This is a genomic window from Pseudoalteromonas sp. US3C1013 (assembly GCF_048401115.1).
GTDB classification, from domain to species: domain Bacteria; phylum Pseudomonadota; class Gammaproteobacteria; order Enterobacterales; family Alteromonadaceae; genus Pseudoalteromonas; species Pseudoalteromonas undina.
The window spans coordinates 3,289,129-3,305,789 of record NZ_CP183075.1; the positions used below are offsets into that span (position 1 = coordinate 3,289,129).

Consider the following 16,661-nt stretch of genomic DNA (forward strand, 5'->3'; position numbering starts at 1 on the left):
GTTGGCAAAAACGTTTATGGTAAAACTTTCTCACCTTGGTATAAGCTTTCGATAGTTTCGCGTTCGCGAATAAGGTGATGTTGCTCACCATCGACCATTATTTCGGCAACTCGTGGACGTGAGTTATAATTTGAGCTCATGGTAAAACCATAGGCTCCAGCGCTTCGCTGTACTAACAAATCACCTTGTTTGAGTGCCAGTGGTCGGTCTTTACCTAAAAAGTCACCGGTTTCACACACCGGGCCAACCACGTCATAGTTGTGGGTAGGTGTTTCGTCATCACGCACTGATACAGGAATAATTTTTTGCCATGCTTGATACAGTGATGGGCGTAACATGTCGTTCATACCCGCATCTACAATCGCAAAATACTTGTCTTGGTTTTGTTTAATAAACTCAACTTGTGTTACTAAAATCCCCGCGTTTGCGGCAATGGCTCGCCCGGGCTCAAAAATCAGTTCTAGGTGACGGTAATTTGCAAGGCGCTGCGTTACTTGTGCTGCATATTCACTTGGGTGTGGAGGTTGTTCGTCGTCGTAGGTTACTCCAAGGCCTCCACCTATATCTAAATGGCTTAGCTCAATACCTGCATTTTTTAATTCATCAATTAATGCCAGTAGTTTATCAAGCGCCTCTAAAAACGGTTTGGTTTGTGTAAGCTGTGAGCCAATATGGCAATCTACGCCAACAATCGTTAAGCCAGGTAATGATGCCGCATGTTGATACACACTTAATGCAGACTCGATTCCAATACCAAACTTATTTTCTTTAAGTCCAGTAGAAATATACGGATGTGTTTTGGCATCAATATCGGGATTAACACGAATAGAAATTGGCGCGTCTAAATTAAGCTCGCAGGCCACTTCTGAAATGCGCTCAAGCTCTGAAATTGACTCAACATTAAAACATTTAATGCCTAACTCTAACGCATAAGCAATTTCGTCAGCCGTTTTAGCAACCCCAGAAAATACCACTTTGTTAGCAGCGCCTCCGGCTTTTATCACCCGTGCTAATTCGCCTTTTGAGACAATATCAAAACCCGCTCCAAGTCGTGCCAATATGTTTAACACCGCAATATTTGAATTTGCTTTAACGGCATAACACACTAGGCTTTTGTGATCTTGAGTCGCATTAGCAAACGCTAAATAATGGCGTTCAAACGTGGCTCTGGAATACACATAACACGGCGTACCATAGTGCTGTGCAATGGTTGCTACGCTGACATCTTCAGCAAATAGTTGGTTGTTTTTATAATTAAAAAAATCCATTTACTGCTCCTGTTGTTGCTCGGCGGGTGTTTGTTTGTTAGGAATGTCAGTTGGCTGCTTTTGTTCAGCAGGCTGCTCGGGTAAGTACAGCGGGCCGCTTTGGCCACAGCCAGCTAATGCACACAACAATACGGTGCTGATTAATAGTTGTTTTAATTGTAAGGTATATGTCGCTTTCATTAGATTAATACGGTTGCTGGCTTTATAATCGCAGAGTAACAGAATATCTAAAAAATGCAGCTATTCGCGGATGATTTTATTCCTGTTACACTAGCTCTATAAACATGCACCCATTATTTAGGCGCCTCGCCTGCAAAGGAAATTAACGATGACTGATCACGAATATCACCAGTTAGCAGAAGCTCTTATGTTCACTATTGAAGAACAAGTTGATGATTGTGAAGCAGATTTAGATTATGAATCGGCTCAAGGTATTTTAGAAATTATTTTTCCAGATCGCAGTAAGATTGTGATTAATAAGCAAGCACCTTTGCACCAAGTATGGGTAGCAACAAAATTTAATGGTCACCATTTTGAAATGCGTGATGGGCAATGGATTGATAACCGCTCGGGTGCAGAGTTTTGGAGCTTCATTAACGAAGCGTCTACACGCCAAGCGGGTCAAGAAATTAAATGGCAATCAACACTATGAGTTTAGGGTTTGTAGAATACCCAGCGCAAAGCGCCCATAAAGCCACGGTGATTTGGCTGCATGGCTTAGGTGATTCAGGTGATGGTTTTGCACCTGTTGCCCCGCAGCTCGACTTACCTACTGAGTTAGGAGTGCGTTTTATTTTTCCGCACGCGCCTATGCAGGCTGTTACAGTTAATGGCGGTATGCAAATGCGCTCATGGTACGACATTAAATCTATGGATTTAGATAAACGTGCCGATGAGCAAGGGGTTAGAGAATCAGCTGCAAAAGTTGAGCAACTCATTACACAAGAAATTGCTAACGGCATACCTGCCAGTAAAATTATTTTAGCGGGCTTTTCGCAAGGTGGTGTTGTATCTCTGCATTTAGCACCGCGTTTAGAACAAAAGCTGGCTGGTGTAATGGCGCTGTCAACCTACATGTGTGTGCCACATAAATTGGCAGATGAAGCAAAACAAACACAGTTAAATATATTTATGGCTCATGGTAGCCAAGATGACGTTGTACCGCATAGCGCGGGTAGAAGTGCGTTCGAAGTATTATCAACGCATAACATGGATGTAAGTTGGCAAGAATACCCAATGGGGCATCAGGTTTGTACACAAGAGTTACAAGCTGTGCGCCAATGGTTAATTTCTCGCTTAAGTTAGTTTAGGAGCCGCTGAGGGTCAAAATGAGTCAAAAAATAGTAATAACAGCAAATGTAAAACGTGAACCACAGGTAAGCGAACCTAACGTGAGCTATGAGTGGCATTGGCGTCGGATTGTGAGTATTTCTATGTTGGTGATTATGATCTCTGCAGCGGTTATTTACGGCCTGTCTAGCGCCGTGAATGCTGATCAAGGGACGTCGCATCCTAATGAGCAGCTTGATTTTACTGAGCAACAAACAGCAATTGTGTCGCTAAGCGATGATAATGCAGCACCAGTAGAGAGTGAAAAAGCCATAGATGCAGATGAGGAGCAGGCAAGCAGTGTCGCGATTGCAGACCCTAAAACCTTTTCCTCAGTTGAGCAAAAATCAGCTTCTATTACTGAACCGGTACCATCGGAGCCTGAAGTTCAACAAAGTATTATTAAGCAAGAAGTAGAGCCAACGATCACTGCTGAGCCTGAAGAAGCAACCATTGCAGCAATAGACACTCAAGACCCTGAAGTTGAGACTGTTAGGGCAAAGCCAGTTGAGCAAAAGAAATTTGCTGCATCCGCACACATTGCTAGTGTAGCTGTGGGAGCCAAAATAGATACAGCCACAATTAGCCGTGCAGTTCTGACTCGCAGTGTCAGTAACCGTGAGCCAACCAATGTATTTGCCGCCGATGTGCGTTTGAATCAATTTGAAGAGTCGCTGTCATTTTTTAGTGAGCTTAAAAACTTACAGGGACAGCAGGTAAAACATGTGTGGTTATTTGAAGGTGAAATAATGGCTGAAGTGGCGCTTAAGGTCACTTCTCCGCGTTACAGAACGTACTCAACTAAAAATATTATGGATACTCAATTAGGGCATTGGCGCGTTGATGTAGTTGATGAAAACGGGCTGCTCATCGCTCAAAAAGAATTTAGAGTTTTAGCAAATTAAATAGCCTTAGATTGAATAAGTTTTAATTCTAAAAGCTAGTAATTATTAATGGATATTTTATGACTGAAAAAACAAAGTTAGTTCGCATTGCCACTCGTAAAAGTGCATTGGCACTCTGGCAGGCTGAATTTGTAAAAGCGCAGCTAGAGCATTTTCATGATGACGTGCGTGTAGAGCTCGTGCCAATGTCGACTCAAGGTGACATTATTCTAGATACACCGCTAGCTAAAATTGGCGGCAAAGGTTTATTTGTAAAAGAGTTAGAGCAAGCCATGCTAGATGGCCGTGCAGATATTGCAGTGCATTCAATGAAAGATGTGCCGGTAGAGTTTCCGGATGATTTAGAGTTACACACTATTTGTGAGCGTGAAGATCCGCGTGATGCGTTTGTATCAAATAACTTTGCCAATATTGATGCGCTACCACAAGGCGCTATTGTGGGGACTTCAAGTTTACGTCGCCAGTGTCAAGTTAGAGCGATGCGTCCGGATTTAGAAATTCGTGACTTACGTGGCAATGTAAATACACGTTTAGCTAAGCTTGATAGCGGCCAATATGATGCCATTATACTCGCTGCTGCAGGCCTAATTCGTTTAGAAATGGGCGAGCGTATTCGTGACTTTATTGAACCAGAAGTCTCGTTACCTGCTAATGGCCAAGGCGCCGTAGGCATTGAGTGTCGTATAGATGATACCGTGACGAAAGCATTGTTAGCGCCGCTTGAGCATAACGAAACACGTATTCGTGTTAACGCTGAGCGTGCAATGAACCGCCATTTAGAAGGGGGCTGCCAAGTGCCAATTGGTGCTTATGCATTGGTTGAGGGTGACCAAGTACACTTACGTGGTTTGGTCGGTGCGATTGATGGCAGTGAAATTTTACGCGATGAAATTAGCGGTCACGTTGATGATGCTGAAAAGTTAGGTGTAGAGCTGGCTAAAAAATTATTAGCACAAGGCGCAGATAAAATTCTAGCTGACGTATATCGAGACGCATAATGAAACATATCTTGATAACTCGGCCCGAAGGAAAAGGCGCAGCCCTTGCAGAGCAACTTGAGCAAGCGGGTTATCAAGCGTCTTTATATCCAGTTTTAAAAATAACCTACTTAATGCCAACAAACGTTGAATTAAGCCCGCTGGTGAACGCTGACAAAATTATTTTTGTTTCACAGGATGCGGTGCATGCATTAAATGCACTTAAGCCTGCTATTAATACCAAAGCACAGTTTTATGGGGTTGGGCAACAAACAGCTGATACTATTTATGAAGTATTTGGTGTGCGTGCCGCACTACCAAAACAACATGACTCTGAGGGATTACTCGCGCTTAAGTCTTTGGCTGATGTTGATGGCAGTAATATTGTGTTGGTCAAAGGTATTGGCGGGCGACCTGAAATAGCAAAAACCTTGAAGCAACGTGGTGCTTATTTAAATAATTGTGTGGTGTATCAACGTGAGCCAGTAGAGCCTAGCTCAGCTAACTGGATAGACCACTGGCAAAGCCATAATGTACACGGTATAGTCATTACAAGTAATGCTGCAGTTGACGCCATATTTAATACTATCTCGGCGGCGCAACTAACATGGTTACAACAGTGCGAATTTTACGTTGCCAGTGAGCGCATAGGTACTTATTTACAGCAACAAAAAATAAATTCGACCCATATACATACTGCGGCAGGAGCTAGCGACCACGCTATGTTTACCTGCATTAATCAGCAAGGTAGCAAAATGAGTGAACAGTCAGCGACGTCAAAAGTAGAAAAATCAGCGCAGCCAACAGCAAAAAACACCTCTAATACGACTAAAAGTGACTCTGTAAATGCGAATAACCAAACGCAGAGCGCTCCTCAAAAAGTAAGTAAAGTAGGTAGCGTTGCGTTAGTGATTTCCTTGCTTGTTGCCAGCGGTGTGGGTTATGAGTTTTATCAAAAGCTTAATGCCAGTAAAGTGCAAAGTTTAGCAGTTAATACGCTGACAGAACAAAATAAAATGCTACAACAAGAGCTGCAAGCGCTTAAATCTGAGCAGCTTAGTTTGCAGCAAGCGTTGCTTAATAGCGAAGAACAAATCGCTATGGCACTCAATGAAAACTCTGTAAAAAATCAACAAGCATTAAAAGCCGCGCTGCAAAAGGTGCAACAAAGTGGTAATACATTAAATCCACAAGAGGTCACCAGCTTGCAACGCATGGCTGAATTTAAACTGTGGGCAGAACAAGATTACCCAGGCACCAGTGCCGTGCTTAAACGTTTAGATTCATTGTTAAGCGACCATTCTGGTACGCTTGAGTTGCGTCAAGCAATTACACAAGACATACAAACACTCGACAATATTAAACCCGTTGCGACAGAAGCGATTTATTTACAATTAAACAGCGTAATAAAGCGTATTGATGACTTGGTATTTAATGCGGTTAATTTGCCTGAAGAGGCGAGTATAAGTGATGAGAATGCACTCTCTGAAGATGTTAGTGATTGGCAACAAAACATTCTTAATAGTTGGAATAAAATAGTCGATAGCTTTATTACTATTCGCCATCATGAAGGCGTATTAATTGAGCCACTATTAACTGACCGAGAGCGTCATTTAATTACCCAGCGCATCAAGCTTAATATTACTCAGGCGCAAGACGCATTAATGGGTAAACAAGCTAGTATTTATTTTAACGCTTTGAATGATACAAAACGTTTGGTTAATGAATACTTTAAACAAGATGACGATGCAACAAAAGTGGTAATACAGACGTTAGCCAATCTTGAAAAAGAATCGCTTAACTTTAATCCTGAAGTGACACTGCAAAGCACTCAAAAAGTGAAGGAGTGGGCACAATGATAGGGCTGATTATTTTTATTGTCGCTATTGTGTTGGTGCTAGCGATTACCCCCTTTGTGTTAGATGAAAAAGGCTATGTGCTGATTTCATTTAACAATACCACCATAGAGGGCACAATTGTTTCGTTTTGTATTATGGCAGCACTGAGCGCAGCGGCTTTATATTTAACTTATAAGCTAGTGCGTTATTGTTTATCTATATACAGAAACACTAAGCATGGCTTTTTTGCGCGAAGCCAAGAGCGTAAACATGCGGCAATAGAGCAAGCATTGTGGAGCCTCATTAATGATGATTACGAGCAAGTAGAAAGTGCACTATCAAGCAATAGTGTGCCTGCTAAATTTGACGATATACGTTTAGCATTATTAGCAAAAGCCGCACTTGCAAATAATCAGCCAGATAAAGCGCTTGAGCGTTTATTTGAAATCAGCCCAGAGCAACAACTTAAAGTGGCTAAGTTATGGTTAGCTAGTGGCGACAGTAGTGTAATTGAGCCGCAAATACGGGTGGCTGCAGAATCTAAAAAAGCTACGGTACTTGATTTGAAGTTGTACACCGAAGTGTTAGTGCAACAACAGCATTTTAAATTGCTTGAAGACTTTTTACCGCGTTTATTACGCAAAAATGCCTTGAATGATACCCAATGGCAGCAAGTGTTTTTAGCTTATTTTGCTGCGCAAGCAAGTGATGAGTTAACCGCTAAATACCAACATTTAGGTAAAAAGTTGCAGGCGCATGCGCACACGGCTTATTTAACCCAAATGGCCAAAACAGGGCAGTTAGCAAGCATCGAAAATGAGCTAATTAAATTACTCAAGCAAAAACAGCATGATGAGCTGGCTTATATTTTAAGTGAAACTGCACCAAGTAATGCTTATAAGCTGCAATCAAGTATTCAAGAGCGACTAAAAAAAGATGAGCATAATAATGCGTTACTATTAGCGTTAGCGTGTTTAGCCAATGCACAAGGTGATTACGACTTAGCAGCACGTGTTTTTGACAAAGCACTCAATAGCGAAAATAAAGCACAGTATCGACAACAAGCGATATTAAGTTATGAGCACAGTGCACAATTAGATAAGGCACTTGTACTCTACCAATAATCAATTATAGTTATAAATCAATAATAAAAGCGCAGGAGCGACGGTTGTGAAAAATGTATTTACATTATCTTTTAGCCTCGCATGCGCTTATTTCTTTAGTGGTTATCTAAGTAACTTTTTATTTGCTGTTAACGGTTATGCGGTTGCCTCTTGGCCTCCGGCTGGTATTGCGCTGGCAAGCTTTTTACTATGGGGGCGTCGTGCTTATGCTGGCATTTTTGCCGGTGCGGTTTTTGTTAATTTAATTCACTTAGATAACTCCGCTGATATCTTAAATTGGCAAATATTAATCCAATCCCTCGGGGTTAGTTGCGCTATATTTTTTCAGGCTTGGCTTGGTGCATTCCTTATTACCAAAGTCATTAAAGCTCCCCTTAATTTATCTTCTTTAAAACTTAGTATTCAAAGCTTGGTGATTGGTGGGCCGCTATGTTGTGTCATAGCTGCTGGAGCAGGAACTAGTCTACTTGTTTTAAATCATTTTATTAGCACATCTGATGTCATCAGTACCTTTATTACTTGGTGGATAGGTGACTCAATTGGGGTGCTGATTTTTACCCCGTTAGTACTGGCTATATTTAACTATTCGCAGTTGCGTCATCGGCTACAAGTTATTTTACCTGCGTTACTTATTTACGCCATTATCAGTATTAGTTTTTATGGCGCGGCCAGTGTAAAAAAACAAAAAGACCTTCAAAAACAAGACGCCAAAGTACTAATGACGCAAAGTGCCATTAATCAGAAGTTAGATGAAGTGGCTGCTCATCTATCTTTGTTAGGTGCATTTTTAGCAAGTAGTGATCAAGTTAGCCTTGATGAGTTTAATCATTTCACCTCTAAGCAGTTGAGCTATAGTGAAGAGATTTTAGCGTTAAATTGGGTACCAATGATTACTGCCAAGTCTATTAATGATCCTGCTGAATGGGACAAAAGTATCGTTATAAAGCAAAGAATGGCGAATGGACAGTGGCAACAAGCACCCTTTAGCAATACTTATTACCCCATAAAATACATTTATCCTATAAAGAACACGCAAGATTTGTTGGGCTTCGATTTGAGCTCTGATATAGATATTCGCGATGCCCTTAATAAAGCAAAAATTCTTAATGAGTTGGTACTGAGTAAACCATTTAAGTTAGCCCCTACAGATGATGAATTAAGCGTGCTTTTTATTTCTCCTGTATTTGGTGCTCCTGATATTGAAGGGGATTTCAAAGGATTTGTGATTGCACTCGTTAACTTAGCTAAGTTGTCGCAGGTACTTTCATTTGATAGTAGTGGCGAAGTCGCGATTAGCTTTACTGATATAAATAAAGTAGATAATAAACAGACTCTTTATAGCGTTGAGCATGACTCAATGACGTTGCTAAAAGATTATCAGTTGTTAATTGGGCATCGGTTATGGCAGGTAGAAATATACCAACCTAAGACGGAGTCAACCTGGCTTATTTATTGGTTAGCACAGATAGTGGGAATGTTATTTGTTTGGCTATTGATTATGTTTTTAATTTCAGTGGTCGCCACCAATGTTCGTATACGCGAACAAGTGGCAAAGCAAACGCTGACTTTGCGTCAGGAAAAGCAAAAAGCCGATAAAGCCAGTGAGATAAAAAGTCAGTTTTTAGCCAATATGAGCCACGAAATTCGCACCCCAATTAATGGTATTAAAGGCATGCATTACTTAGCACTGCAACAGCGGGACTGGCCACTAGCAAAATCTTACATAGAGCAAGCTGATGGTGCGGTGAGCGTATTATTGAGAGTGCTTAATGATGTGCTCGATTTTTCAAAAATGGAGGCGGGTAAACTTGAGTTAGTGCAGGAACCTGTGGAGCTAAAGTCTCTAGCAAAAGAAGTTATGAGTTTAATGCAGTTTGAGGTCAGTAATAAGCCTTTGTCACTGCAAGTTGAGGTTGATCATGATGCTCCTTTAGTTGTTAATACCGATCCTATTCGTTTAAAGCAGGTGCTGCTGAACTTATTAAATAATGCCGTTAAGTTTACTGCTAAGGGCAGTGTAACATTAAAGATTTGGCAGTCAGCAAAAATGACTTATTTTAGTGTCAATGATACGGGGATTGGAATTAGTGAGGAGGCACAAAAACAGCTATTTAACCCATTCTCTCAGGCCGATAGTTCAACCTCACGCCAGTTTGGTGGCACAGGGCTTGGTTTAAGTATTTGTAAAAAATTAGTGGAACTGATGGGAGGAGCAATTGATTTAAAAAGTAGTGAAGGTCACGGCTCTACTTTTACCTTTAGTTTACCGCTTCATTCTCCGTTACCTAAAGCACAATATTATTCAGGTAAGTTAGATAAAATAGATATAAGCAACCTATCACTGGCGAAGTATCGCTTACTACTCGTTGAAGATAACCCATTAAATCAACATGTGGCTACCGCTATTTTAGAAACCAAGCAGGGTGTTGTTGATATTGCTAATAACGGACTTGAAGCGATTAAAATGCTAAGCGATAAAAGATACGACTTAGTATTAATGGATATTCAAATGCCACAAATGGATGGCTTAAAGGCAACGAAAGTGATTCGTAATGAATTAGGGTTTTTAGATTTACCTATTATTGGCCTATCTGCTAATGCGCACGAAGAAGATGCTAAAAAAGCGATTAACGTGGGGATGGATAACTATATAACAAAACCGATTGATGCAGATGCACTGTTTAAAATGATTTGGTTTTATTTATCACGTTAACTCTTTTTATATAAAAAGCAGACATAAGACCTCCAAGCGCTATTTTAAGTATTCTACACTTGAAATATTACTGTACCTGCGTATCATTCGCGCAATTTTAATTCAACCGAGTAGCTATTATGATCAATAGAAAAATACCTTTGCTAGATATTCACCGTCATTTAGATGGTAATGTACGCGCGCAAACCATACTAGAACTTGGTCGTCAGTTTAATATCGCTTTACCAGCGGACAATGTTGAAGCACTTATTCCTCATGTTCAGGTTATTGATCCTGAGCCAAACTTAATGGCATTTTTACAAAAGCTTGATTGGGGAGTGACGGTACTAGGCGATTACGATGCCTGTAGACGTATTGCGATAGAAAACATTGAAGATGCGCAAGCGCAGGGTCTTGATTATGTAGAGCTGCGTTTTAGTCCTTATTATATGGCTCAAAGCCAAGGGTTACACCCTCAAGGCGTTGTTGAAGCAGTGGTTGATGGTATCCGAAGTGCAACAAAAGATACTGATATAAAAGCAAACTTAATTGGTATTTTGTCTCGTACATACGGAGTTAAAACCTGTCAGCACGAGTTGGACGCGTTACTTGCCTTTAAAAATGATTTGGTTGCAGTGGATTTGGCCGGTGATGAAATTGGTTATCCTGGCGAGTTGTTTGTTGATCATTTTAAGCAAGTACGTGATGCATATTTGGCTGTTACTGTGCATGCTGGTGAAGCGTTAGGTGCTCCAAGTATTTGGCAAGCATTAAACGAGCTTGGCGCAAGCAGAATAGGCCATGGTGTTAAAGCGATTGAAGATCCAAAACTAATGGATTATTTACGCGATAACCGTATTGGTATTGAATCGTGCTTAACCAGTAATATTCAAACCAGTACAGTGAATGATTTAACCAAACACCCACTTAAGCAGTTTTTAGATCATGGTATTTTAGCTTGTCTTAACACGGATGACCCAGCTGTTGAAGGCATTGAAATTGAGTACGAGTACGCAGTGGCAGCACCAAAAGCAGGTTTGTCACAAGCCGATATGGAAAAAGCGCAAGCGAATGCGCTTGAAATTGCCTATTTAAGTGACGCTGATAAAAGCGCACTTAAAGCTAAAGTCGCACAGCGTTAAGTTGCTTATATTATCCAGAGTTCAGGTTATATAATTAAAAATGCCACTGTTTACAGTGGCATTTTTTTATATGTGCGCATTACAACTAACGTAATTATTATAAAGTGCTTTTAATATATCGGCACGGCTGATCATACCTACCACTACACCGCCATCGATTACGGGGTAATTTTTAGGTTTACCAGGCTTCATTTGTTCTGCTAATTCCATAATATTGGTATCGCCGTGCACGGTTACCACATCTGTTTGCATCAACTGCGATACTTTCACCATACCATCACAAAAATAACTACTTTGCATTAAGGGTTTAAGTAATTCTTGCTCTGAGATAAAGCCAACGAGCACCTTATTATCATCAAATACCGGCGCGCCTAGTAGTTTAAATTTTTCTAGCTCTGCTATGGCAGTGGTCATTTCTGTATTAGGGGTGATATGAGGCAACTTATGTTGCATAAAATCTTTTACTTTTGTATTTAACATTTAGGTTTCTCCCGCTTAATGTTCTGTACAAAGTATGGTTTATAGATTGGATTTTAGGAAATTGTTTATGTTGATGAGCTTAATAGGTAATAACAATCACAGTGCTAGCAATTAAAACAATTAAGGCACCCTAAGGTGCCTTAAAATAATGCGCTAATGTTACTTTATAAACGCGAATGCATCTGCGTACATGTTTTCACGAGTGGCGCCATGATTTATAAAATCATCACGTACTATGCCAATCATGTCAAAACGACCTGCCATGTAAATATCGTAAGGTTCTAACGAGATGATATCGTTCATCACCGCTTTATGAACATAACCAGTGTGGCCAGTCCAGCTGTCGGTAGGATGCTCTACGACAGGAATAAATTTAAAGTTTTCACGGCTATCTGCCCATGCTTGCATTTCGGTATGTGCATATAGCGCCGACTCTTCTTTTACTCCCCAGTAAAATAGCACCGGGCGCTCACAGTTGATTTCAGCTAAATGCTCGGCCATTGACTTTGCGTAAGAAAAACCAGTACCACCGGCGAGTAAAATAATCGGACGCTCGCACTGTAAACGCAGCTGAGAAATACCTAAACCTGCTTCAATAGTTACGGTTTGGTTCTCGTTGTGGGCATTACGAAGGTATTCTAATGATTGCATCGCGTAAGAGTCTGCGTTTGATGCGCCAATGTGTAATTCTAATGCATCAGTTTGTGAGGGGCGACTCGCGATTGAAAACGCACGTTTATCTTTTTCACCTAAAACCAACTGTAAATATTGACCAGCTTCAAATGCTACAGGCTGTTGCGGCTTTAAAATAACTTTATGAACAAATTCTGTTAGTGGGCTGATAGAAACAACTTCAGCGAGTAATGTTTGCATGTTTTACCTTAAATTAGCGGATACGCACTTTATTTGAGCAATAATAGCATATCCGCAGGGTGAGTTTATAGCCTAGAGGCCCTAGACCAAAGTCGTTAAAGAATATCTAAGCTATCCCAAAGCTCATCAACTCGATCCTTAGTGGCTTGATCCATTACAATAGGTTCGCCCCATTCTCGAGTTGTTTCACCAGGCCATTTATTTGTTGCATCCATACCCATTTTTGAACCTAGGCCAGATACGGGCGATGCAAAATCTAAATAATCAATTGGTGTGTTTTCAATTAACGTCGTGTCGCGAGCAGGGTCCATACGAGTAGTGATAGCCCAAATTACATCGTTCCAATCTCTAGCGTTAATATCATCATCACAGACAATAACAAACTTAGTGTACATAAATTGTCGTAGGAATGACCAAACCCCCATCATTACGCGCTTGGCGTGACCTGGATATTGTTTTTTCATTGTTACCACGGCCATACGGTACGAACAACCTTCTGGCGGTAAATAAAAATCGACAATTTCTGGAAATTGCTTTTGTAAGATTGGTACGAATACTTCGTTTAATGCCACCCCTAAAATCGCAGGCTCATCCGGCGGACGGCCAGTAAAAGTACTATGGTAAATAGGGTCTTTACGATGTGTAATATGAGTGACCGTCATAACTGGGAAGTCGTCGACTTCGTTGTAGTATCCTGTGTGGTCGCCATATGGACCTTCCGGCGCCATCTCTCCAGGCATGATATGCCCTTCAAGTACGATTTCTGCACTGGCTGGTACTTGTAAATCATTCGAGATTGACTTAACTACTTCAGTTTTACTACCACGTAGTAAACCTGCAAAGGCATATTCGCTTAACGTATCTGGAACGGGGGTAACAGCACCTAAAATAGTCGCAGGATCTGCACCTAATGCCACCGAAACAGGGTAGGGCTGGCCAGGGTGTTCTTTACACCACTCTTGAAAATCAAGCGCGCCACCGCGATGAGATAACCAACGCATAATGATTTTATTTTTACCCAATAGCTGTTGACGATAAATCCCTAAATTTTGGCGCTTTTTGTGAGGTCCTTTGGTAACGGTTAAACCCCAAGTAATCAAAGGTGCAGCATCGCCAGGCCAGCAGTGCTGAATAGGAAACTTAGTTAAGTCAACGTCGTTACCTTGTAAAATAACTTGTTGGCAGGGGGCTTTTTTAACTTCTTTAGCCGGCATATTAAGTACTTGCTTGAATACCGGAATTTGTCCGAGCGCTTCTTTAATGCCTTTTGGCGGCTCAGGCTCTTTTAGAAATGCGAGTAATTTTCCAACTTCACGTAATTCACTCACATCTTCTTGGCCCATACCCATAGCTACACGCTTTGGGGTACCAAACAAGTTAGCTAAAACGGGAATGTCGTACCCTTTAGGGTTTTCAAATAATAAAGCAGGGCCTTCTGCACGCAGTGTGCGGTCAGCAATTTCGGTCATCTCAAGATACGGGTCGATTTCTTGGCTGATGCGTTTTAACTCGCCTCGTTTCTCAAGTAAATCGATAAAATCGCGCAGATCTTTGTATTTCATTGTGGGCCGTTACTTAGCAAAAAGTTAAAAGTATTATACCCAGTTCATACAAGCCAAGTCATTAGCTGCGCTTAAAACTTAAAGCGCTCTACTGCACCTTTTAACGAGTGTGCAAGTTGGTTAACGTCTTCACTTTCGCTTGCTAGGGTCGTTGCATTGTTGGCATTTAAGGTGGCCTGCTCGGTTACCTTAGCCATTATTTGTTGAATATCGGTGCTGTTTGCCAGTTGTTCATGTGAGGCACTTGCAATCTCTTTACTCATGGCATTAACCGATACCAGCGTGCTCTTAATACGCTCAACGGCACTATTTAGTTCAGTACTGTTTTCAACGCAATGCTTAGCCTGTTGTTGGCCATCATTTATTTCAGTTTGAGTGGTTTGAGTATGCTGCTGTAGAGTGTTAATCATGGTGGTAATTTCGCTTGTAGAACTTTGTGTGCGGGCTGCAAGCGAGCGTACTTCATCGGCTACTACGGCAAAACCTCGACCATGTTCACCAGCACGTGCCGCTTCAATTGCGGCATTAAGTGCCAGTAAGTTAGTTTGCTCTGCAATACTGCTAATGGTATCGACAATGGCACCAATTAGTTGCGTATATTGAGCTAGTTCTTCTGTACTGCTTACTGCTCTATCTAAGCGGCTTAAAAGTGCTTCAATGCTTTGGCTATTATTATTTGCAATGTCGTTAACGTCATTGGCAAATTGCGAGGCATTAGTAATTTCATTAGAGGTGCTTTGCGCTTGTTCGTGTACGGCTTGAGAACTTTGCAACATTTGCTGTGCTAATGAGGTTGCTTGTGCACTACGTTCCAGCTGTTGCTTAGCAACAATGGTCATTTGCTGGCCTTTTTCGCTGGTTTGAATAGCTGAATTATCTAGTTCGTAAGCATCGTTACTAATGGCTTTTATTAAGTGAGTTAAATCATCACAAAGCTTATTAGTGTTATGCATCAGAGTACCAAATTCATCTTTACTGCGGGGGTTGCTACGCTTAGAAAAGTCACCTGAGGCTATATGAGCAAGTTCTTTGTTTACCTTTTTAAGCGGTTTTAGCATGGCGTTAGTAGTAAAAACTGAAATAATAATCAGCAAAGCAATTAAAACAAACGCAATAATAATCACTAAACTAGAGCCGGTATTAATCGCTGACTTAGCGCTCTCTTGTAGGGAGTTAAAGCGTATGTCAGCCAGTTTATTAAGCTCAATCAGTTGACTTTCAATACTAATAAATGCCTGTTGAAAGCTTTCAAACCGCTGATCAACTTTATCTTTATTATTGAGCACAGCATTTTGCAATGCATAAAGCCCATCAGGATTATTTAATAAGCTGCTTAAATCGTTAAACGCTGTAATTAGCTCATTAGCGTTGAGTTTATTAGCAATTTGGGCGGCTTGTTGCTCTAAGTAACTAAGATTAGATTTAATATTATCGAGTAAAAAAGAGGTATCTTGCTGATGATCGTTTATATTTTCTGAAGTTGTTATTTGCCCAATCCCTTTGACATTATTATTTAAAGTAAATAATAAATCATCAACACGAGTCGCAGTGCCAAATACTGCATTCAAAAGTGATTGCTGGTTGCTCTCAACGTTTATGAGCTCTATATCAAGCAAGCGGTTACTGAGTTCACGAAGCTGTTCATTAAACGTAATTGTTAGTGCTGCGGCTGAGCTTTGCGCCTTAAATCGTTGCTCTTTTGCTGCAAGCATTTGGTTGCTTATTGTATTTAGCTGGGCGAAGTCTTTGTTAATAGCTGTAAGAAGTGTTTGCATACCTTGCTGCTGGGCAACTTGTGCTTTTAGTGTTTCTAATTTACTAAAAAACTGCGTTTGTTCAGCGTGTGCCTGCTTTTTATTTTCCAGCAGTAAATTAAGTTTAGTTTGGCTATAAGCAATGGCATTAAATTTAGTGATAGAAAGGAGTGATAAACGAAGGTCTTTACTGGCTTGTTGTACAGGCACTGCCAACGCTTCTATACGTGTGTTAGTGATATTAATTTGATTTAGCGACCAGTAAAAAAATATGCAGCTAGTAAGCATTAACAAGCCAATGGCTGAAAAGGCTAAAATTATTTTATGTTTTATAGCGAGAGATTGCATAACTTTATCAACAATATTAAGACTTTTGTTAGTGTAGCAAGTTTTTTAATTTGATGTTAGTTATTGGTTAATTGCTGCTGCATTGGTATTTTTTGCCGTTAATTATTAGCATTGCTTGCTCTCCTTTACTCCAAAATAACACCTCTTGATTAATGTATTTACTGCCTGAAGCACTCACCTCATGATTCAATATGTAATCATGATCATAAAAGCTCAGCTTTGCTTGCTTGTTGCTAATAATATCAAGTTTTGCAGGTGCGTTATCGCAAACATAGTTATTTGTAACTGGCTGCTTATTGCATGCAGTCAAAGCTATTAGAGCAATAATAACGATAGCGTGTTTCATTGGCTGTGCCTTATTGAGTCCCT

At 40.6% G+C, this 16,661-nt stretch carries 15 protein-coding genes; 8 read left to right on the forward strand and 7 right to left on the reverse strand.

The genetic code is table 11. From position 1 onward, the window contains the following. Nucleotides 1–14: 14 nt before the first annotated feature. Complete coding sequence (gene lysA, locus ACNSN2_RS15370; protein ID WP_054202878.1) at nucleotides 15–1,268, reverse strand: diaminopimelate decarboxylase; 1,254 nt, start codon at nucleotides 1,266–1,268, stop codon at nucleotides 15–17. Then, nucleotides 1,269–1,448 (reverse strand): LPS translocon maturation chaperone LptM, encoded by a 180-nt coding sequence (gene lptM / locus ACNSN2_RS15375; protein WP_054202877.1) that lies wholly within the window; start codon nucleotides 1,446–1,448, stop codon nucleotides 1,269–1,271. Nucleotides 1,449–1,596: 148 nt separating this feature from the next. Between lptM and cyaY the strand changes: the two genes are divergently transcribed. The 8 genes from cyaY to add all read left to right on the forward strand — a co-directional run bounded on the left by cyaY (nucleotide 1,597) and on the right by add (nucleotide 11,275). Then, nucleotides 1,597–1,920, forward strand: a complete 324-nt coding sequence (gene cyaY / locus ACNSN2_RS15380) for an iron donor protein CyaY (protein WP_008109036.1) — start codon at nucleotides 1,597–1,599, stop codon at nucleotides 1,918–1,920. Further along, the gene (locus ACNSN2_RS15385; protein ID WP_008109038.1) at nucleotides 1,917–2,573 is read left to right on the forward strand and encodes an alpha/beta hydrolase; all 657 of its coding nucleotides are present in this window, start codon (nucleotides 1,917–1,919) and stop codon (nucleotides 2,571–2,573) included. The genes cyaY and ACNSN2_RS15385 overlap by 4 nt, the downstream gene beginning before the upstream one ends. 23 nt (nucleotides 2,574–2,596) lie before the next feature. Then, nucleotides 2,597–3,502: a DUF2914 domain-containing protein gene (locus ACNSN2_RS15390; RefSeq protein WP_418608025.1), complete on the forward strand. Its 906-nt coding sequence runs from the start codon at nucleotides 2,597–2,599 to the stop codon at nucleotides 3,500–3,502. Between the two features lie 59 nt (nucleotides 3,503–3,561). Next, complete coding sequence (gene hemC, locus ACNSN2_RS15395; RefSeq protein ID WP_418608027.1) at nucleotides 3,562–4,500, forward strand: hydroxymethylbilane synthase; 939 nt, start codon at nucleotides 3,562–3,564, stop codon at nucleotides 4,498–4,500. Then, nucleotides 4,500–6,338, forward strand: a complete 1,839-nt coding sequence (locus tag ACNSN2_RS15400; RefSeq protein WP_418608029.1) for a uroporphyrinogen-III C-methyltransferase — start codon at nucleotides 4,500–4,502, stop codon at nucleotides 6,336–6,338. Before hemC ends, ACNSN2_RS15400 begins: the two co-directional genes overlap by 1 nt. After that, the gene (locus ACNSN2_RS15405) at nucleotides 6,335–7,441 is read left to right on the forward strand and encodes a heme biosynthesis HemY N-terminal domain-containing protein (protein WP_010392648.1); all 1,107 of its coding nucleotides are present in this window, start codon (nucleotides 6,335–6,337) and stop codon (nucleotides 7,439–7,441) included. Before ACNSN2_RS15400 ends, ACNSN2_RS15405 begins: the two co-directional genes overlap by 4 nt. A gap of 46 nt (nucleotides 7,442–7,487) precedes the next feature. Further along, the gene (locus ACNSN2_RS15410; RefSeq protein WP_138622461.1) at nucleotides 7,488–10,154 is read left to right on the forward strand and encodes an ATP-binding protein; all 2,667 of its coding nucleotides are present in this window, start codon (nucleotides 7,488–7,490) and stop codon (nucleotides 10,152–10,154) included. Nucleotides 10,155–10,273: 119 nt separating this feature from the next. Continuing rightward, nucleotides 10,274–11,275: an adenosine deaminase gene (add, locus tag ACNSN2_RS15415; protein ID WP_008109049.1), complete on the forward strand. Its 1,002-nt coding sequence runs from the start codon at nucleotides 10,274–10,276 to the stop codon at nucleotides 11,273–11,275. 66 nt (nucleotides 11,276–11,341) lie between these two features. On the opposite strand, the gene ACNSN2_RS15420 is transcribed toward add, so the two are convergent. The 5 genes from ACNSN2_RS15420 to ACNSN2_RS15440 form a co-directional block, all read right to left on the reverse strand. Continuing rightward, nucleotides 11,342–11,755, reverse strand: coding sequence for a CBS domain-containing protein (locus ACNSN2_RS15420; protein ID WP_054202871.1), 414 nt, complete (start codon nucleotides 11,753–11,755; stop codon nucleotides 11,342–11,344). Between the two features lie 159 nt (nucleotides 11,756–11,914). After that, on the reverse strand, nucleotides 11,915–12,628 hold the full coding sequence (gene fre / locus ACNSN2_RS15425) for an NAD(P)H-flavin reductase (protein ID WP_418608031.1): 714 nt from the start codon (nucleotides 12,626–12,628) through the stop codon (nucleotides 11,915–11,917). 95 nt (nucleotides 12,629–12,723) lie between these two features. Beyond that, nucleotides 12,724–14,190, reverse strand: coding sequence for a 4-hydroxy-3-polyprenylbenzoate decarboxylase (ubiD, locus tag ACNSN2_RS15430; RefSeq protein WP_418608033.1), 1,467 nt, complete (start codon nucleotides 14,188–14,190; stop codon nucleotides 12,724–12,726). A gap of 71 nt (nucleotides 14,191–14,261) precedes the next feature. Continuing rightward, nucleotides 14,262–16,292 carry a methyl-accepting chemotaxis protein gene (locus ACNSN2_RS15435; protein WP_418608035.1) on the reverse strand — a complete coding sequence of 677 codons (2,031 nt, stop codon included), beginning with the start codon at nucleotides 16,290–16,292 and terminating at the stop codon, nucleotides 14,262–14,264. A gap of 67 nt (nucleotides 16,293–16,359) precedes the next feature. Continuing rightward, nucleotides 16,360–16,638: an MliC family protein gene (locus tag ACNSN2_RS15440; RefSeq protein ID WP_010392663.1), complete on the reverse strand. Its 279-nt coding sequence runs from the start codon at nucleotides 16,636–16,638 to the stop codon at nucleotides 16,360–16,362. Nucleotides 16,639–16,661 lie beyond the last annotated feature (23 nt).